We start from the raw sequence: 4,972 nt of genomic DNA on the forward strand, positions 1-4,972 counted from the left end.
TTCCCTCTAGCTTTATACACACTTTATGTTATCTGCTGACAAAAACAGTGCATGTTTTTACGCATATATCCCAAATAAATTTGCTTTTTTTTATATCATAGGCTAATGATTATTTAATACTAACAATGACTCACAAGATACAGATCAGACATTGAAATCAGTAGGTATCACGCTTATATAGTCTATATAGCACTATTTAACTACGCTTCACTTAAGTAGCACTCTCTTTAGTCATTGACGACTTAACTTAAAAATCAGATTGCTAGATAACATCTGATAAATACACTGAAATTTTAGGTATAGCGGCATGTAATATGATGAGCCGATGCCAGCAAGGATAAAACAACGCTGATGAATTCAATTACTATAGACGACCGGTACAAAGACCTCAAAATTACGACGCCTAGTACCCGTTATGGTCAAGCAAAACGCGTAGGTATACTCGGCGGTGGTACTGCAGGTGCCACTATTGCTATTCGCTTGGCTGCGCTTGGCATTGAGACTCATTTGTTTGAAAAAAAGACCTCACTTATTGATGGCCCTCCCATGTGTCATCTACATGCTGGTGGTAATTTGTACCGTGAAATTCCAGACGAGGACTGCGTAGCGCTACTTGAGCAGTGCATTGATATATTGCGTCTGTACCCGCATACGATGGATGTGCGCCCTACTGTCTTTGCTGTACCTAATCGTGATGAAGGTCAGCCTGAAGATTTGCTGCCGCGTTTGGACATCTTGACTGAGGCTTATCGTAAGCTTATTGAGCAAGACCCTAAGAATAAAGTTTTAGGAGAGCCTGAAGATTACTACCAGCTCTATAGCCATGAAGATCTTATCGCTTTATCTAAGCGTGAGCAGGTTCTTGCGCCTAGCACGGTAGATGAATGGGTAATACCTGCCGCTAAACACTTGGATTTGAATAAGATTAAATTCCCAGTGATTGTCGTACAAGAATACGGCTGGAATATCTTTCGTCTGGCAGCTTCAGCGCAATTAGCGTTAGAGGGTTATGACAACGCTCATGTCTTTACCGATACGCAGGTTAAGCAAGTGACAGCAGTTGATTGTGAAAATTGTACTAATGCTGATCATCATGTGACTAAATGGCGTATTGACTATCAGCAAAACAGTCAATCTGAAACCGAGTCTGTTGAAGTGGATTACTTAGTCAATGCTTGCGGATTTCGTACTGGTGTTATCGATGACATGGTCGGTGTTGAAGTCACGCGTATGGTCGAGTTCAAATCCTCTTATATTACTCATTGGGATGATGCAGGTGGACAGATACCTGAGATTATTATCTATGGTAGCCGCGGTACACCAGAGGGCATGGCGCAGCTTACGCCATATCCAGGCGGTTATTTTCAGATACATGGTATGAGTAAATTCATCACTTTGTTCAATGATGGACTAGTCGCCTCAAATGAGATCAGCGCGCAGCCCAAACTTCCTGAAAAATACGTGCATTATATTGAAGATGGTTGGGATAAAGCGCCATTGCAAGCGCGTGGTCAGCAAGCCATTGAATATGTAGCTGAGTTTGTGCCGACCTTCAATAGTGCGCGTACCGTTGGTAATGCCCTCTTTGGCGGTCAACAAATACCAGGAAAAGATGATACGCTGCGAGTTGCTGATGTGAGCTTGTACTCAAACATCCGCTACGCACGCGCTGAAAACGTCAAAGCCTCTTCGACGCTAATTGCCGCCGACCAGATCGTTGATGAGTTAACTGCTCTAGGGTTAGTTGATAAGGATACTACTGCCAATTGTAGTCGTTACGCTCACAATTGGGCTTATCTTACGCGCCATGATAGTGAGGATATTCATCACTTGGCACAAGATATTGCACTACAAAGAAATTTTCCAATTGCAATGGCAGGCGTTAATCGTACTATAGATAGCGTGATAGATGACGTATCAAACGATCTTGCTATCGCATAGATTTCGTATCAGGGTTAAATATTATCTACAAAAAAGGGAGTAGCCTGCTATCGATTAGCGAGCGACTCCCTTTTGCGGTTCTTAATTTTGATTTTCTAAGTAGTCATTTACTGCCCAACCATCTTATCAGTATCGACGCCGCCATTGAGAGTGACGACAGTCAATAACAGATCAATTGCTTCATCGATGCTATTGCACACAACTAAGCGATCAAGGTCTTGCTGCTTCATAAAGCCCTGCTCTGTCGTATATTTAAGATGTTCAATCATCCGATCATAAAACCCGTTAATATTAAGAATAATCATAGGCTTTTCGTGCTGATACAGCTGACGCCAAGTGGCAATCTCCATGATTTCCTCAAGCGTCCCAAGGCCACCTGGTAGAGTAATAAAAGCGTCTGCGTACTCTGCCATAACCGTTTTGCGCGTGTGCATGGTATCAGTCAGGTGCAGGCGCGTAAGCCCTTGATGAGCGATTTCATGCTTGAGCATAAAGGTTGGAATGACGCCGACTGCTTGGGCGCCGCTGTTGATGACCTCATCTGCGACTGCACCCATCAGGCCAATACTCGCGCCGCCGTATACCAATCCCATGCCATTTTTGGCAAGCGCTTGACCCAAATCGCGCGCGGCTTGCTCGTATATCTCGCTGTTACCTAAGCGCGAACCACAATATACGGCGACAAGCGGCATGGTTAACGTTGATTTATCTACGGCTTTTTCGATATGGGTGATATCTTGACTGGTAATTACTTCATAAGTGTCATTATTGATTTTCATTTGCATTACTTTTGCCCTTAGCGTTTTATTTGAATTGTAAGTCTTCAGTTGTCTATTGGAAAACATTCCTATTTATCTTAACATAAGCCAAGTTACTAACCTGTAACCAGCACTTATCAGTACGCACTTACCATACCGACTGCTATTGATAGTCGTACTCTATGTCTTGTTTCAGCTTATGTTTTAATTTTCTCGATTCGCTAACAACCATAATATACTTTTTAGGATGCCGCTATGCTCAATGATGAAGCTCTAAACCAATCAGACGCCAACGATAGCTTTACTGTTGAGAGCAACTTTACTGTTGAGACTTACCTATTGACCATCATGACTGAGCGCAATCAGGCTTTGGCAGCGACCGTTTATCGTCCTAAAGCTGATATCAAAGCGGCGGTAATGATGGCACCTGCCACGGGTATCAAGCGTCAGTTTTATCATAATTTTGCCAGCTATTTGGCAGAGAACGGCTTTGGAGTCATTACCTTCGATAATGAAGGGATTGGTGAATCACTTGCAGGTAATTTGGCAAAATGTGATGCCTCACTCATTAGTTGGGGTCGTCATGATATGCCAGCGGTGCTTGACGCCCTACAAGATGAATTTCCAGATGCAGCTTTCCATTTGATCGGTCATAGTGCAGGCGGTCAGCTGATCGGTCTTATGCCAAACTACGAGGCCATCAGCTCAGTATTCAATGTCGCTTGCTCCTCAGGACAAATCAAAAACATGGATATGCCCTATAAGCTCAAAGCAATGGGTTTTATGGACGCTTTTATTCCGCTGAGTAACTTAGTGCTAGGCTATACGCCAGCCGACAAGATTGGTATGGGTCAGCCGCTACCGCGCGGCGTGGCGCGTCAATGGCGCGAGTGGTGTAATGGTGCCGGCTACATCAAAACCGCACTTGGCAAAACCATTCATAACCATTTTTATAATAAAATCGCTATGCCAGCGCTATGGCTAGGTTTCACTGATGATGAGATTGCCAATAGCGAAAACATCGACGATATGATACGCGTGTTCCCCAACATGTCAGTAGAAAAGCACTATCTAGACCCTAAAGATTTGGGCGTCAGTCACATCGGTCATATGCGCTATTTTAGCAGTAAAACTCATGCCAAAGCGCCGCAACTATGGCAAATGGCGGTCGATTGGTTAAATGAGGGAGAGTAAGCTCTTTACTATATTTTATCTTCTGCATTTTGCTCCTCTACGCGCTTGGTCAAGGCAGAATGCAATGAGGGCTGCATATTGTGGATATTACCTAGCATCCACTTAACATAGCTCATAGGCACGTCTTTTATGAGTTTGCCCTTATGCTTACCAAAGGGCATTTTGCCGACGGGACTTGCGGTATTTGAGATGGTATGCGCCGCCGCAAAGTCAGTCGGCGCAATTTGCAGGCGCTCACAGCACGCTTTGTACAATAGATAACACATACGCGCATCGCCTAGCGCATCATGCGCGGCAATAGTCATAGTGCTCGCGGCATCGACGCCCAATAGTTGTTCAATACATTTGGACTGACCATAGTAGCGCCACTCTGGAAAGGCGGCGCGGGCCAGCCTAACCGTACATATCAGCTTAGCCGAGGGTTTCCCTATCACTCGCCAGTCAAAGCGTACATTGTGACCGATTAAGTACTCTGGCAACTCAAACTGCTCCAAATCGAAGCGCTCACACTCGGCAACATCCTCATCAGTAATGCCATGTACCTTGATGACGATAGGTGAGATAGTGCGGCCACTATTGAAGTATTTCATCCACTCAAAGCCAGTCGCCACATTGATGGTCGCTACTTGAATAGGACGCGGGTCACTACCTTGGTCGGTTTCGGTATCGATAATAAGCGCAGTACTAGGTTCAGTCATAATAGAGATCAATCATCAGGAGTTATTGTAGTTATCGCTACTCGTCAAAGAGCCTTAAACCCTTCATAATACAGCTAAAATTTGTAATAACCGTATTATACCACTCATCAGCTCACAAGAGACAATGATGCCACCAGTTCAGCCGCCGCCTCTGCCTAAGTCCCCTAAGCCCCCTAAGCCCCCTAAGCCAAGCCTGTTTACTCGTTTATTAAGGGTACTGATCAGAGCTATAGTATTGTTTGCACTGTTATTTATCGTTGATAAAGTCCTCCCTACGCTTAAATGGCAGACGCAGGACTTTGTCGTAGCAAAATGGAAGCAGGTCAATCTATTGCAACAACCCTTGCCAGTAGAGAATAGTCTTCCAAATCCACTACCTGG

General features: G+C 44.4%; 4 protein-coding genes and 1 pseudogene. 3 read left to right on the forward strand and 2 right to left on the reverse strand.

The window, feature by feature from the left end; translation table 11 throughout:
• Positions 1–351: 351 nt before the first annotated feature.
• Positions 352–1,941 (forward strand): FAD-dependent oxidoreductase, encoded by a 1,590-nt coding sequence (locus ACTXGO_RS09575; RefSeq protein ID WP_443574221.1) that lies wholly within the window; start codon positions 352–354, stop codon positions 1,939–1,941.
• A 107-nt stretch (positions 1,942–2,048) separates the two neighbouring features.
• Here the strand turns inward: ACTXGO_RS09575 and ACTXGO_RS09580 are convergent, their stop codons facing one another.
• Positions 2,049–2,726 (reverse strand): LOG family protein, encoded by a 678-nt coding sequence (locus ACTXGO_RS09580; protein ID WP_435949712.1) that lies wholly within the window; start codon positions 2,724–2,726, stop codon positions 2,049–2,051.
• A 228-nt stretch (positions 2,727–2,954) separates the two neighbouring features.
• On the opposite strand from ACTXGO_RS09580, the gene ACTXGO_RS09585 reads away from it, so the two are divergent.
• Entirely contained in the window at positions 2,955–3,893 is a 939-nt protein-coding gene (locus tag ACTXGO_RS09585; protein WP_443543312.1) for an alpha/beta hydrolase family protein, read from the forward strand.
• Positions 3,894–3,901: 8 nt separating this feature from the next.
• On the opposite strand, the gene ACTXGO_RS09590 is transcribed toward ACTXGO_RS09585, so the two are convergent.
• Positions 3,902–4,591, reverse strand: a complete 690-nt coding sequence (locus tag ACTXGO_RS09590) for a 3'-5' exonuclease (protein WP_317200560.1) — start codon at positions 4,589–4,591, stop codon at positions 3,902–3,904.
• A 124-nt stretch (positions 4,592–4,715) separates the two neighbouring features.
• On the opposite strand from ACTXGO_RS09590, the pseudogene ACTXGO_RS09595 reads away from it, so the two are divergent.
• Positions 4,716–4,972: pseudogene (locus ACTXGO_RS09595) on the forward strand (hypothetical protein); the annotation flags it as partial.

Source organism: Psychrobacter sp. T6-1 (genome assembly GCF_052258445.1).

Coding starts and splice junctions, on each gene's coding strand:
- ACTXGO_RS09575 (WP_443574221.1), top strand. CDS start 352: ATGAATTCAATTACTATAGACGACCGGTACAAAGACCTCAAAATTACG.
- ACTXGO_RS09580 (WP_435949712.1), bottom strand. CDS start 2,726: ATGCAAATGAAAATCAATAATGACACTTATGAAGTAATTACCAGTCAA.
- ACTXGO_RS09585 (WP_443543312.1), top strand. CDS start 2,955: ATGCTCAATGATGAAGCTCTAAACCAATCAGACGCCAACGATAGCTTT.
- ACTXGO_RS09590 (WP_317200560.1), bottom strand. CDS start 4,591: ATGACTGAACCTAGTACTGCGCTTATTATCGATACCGAAACCGACCAA.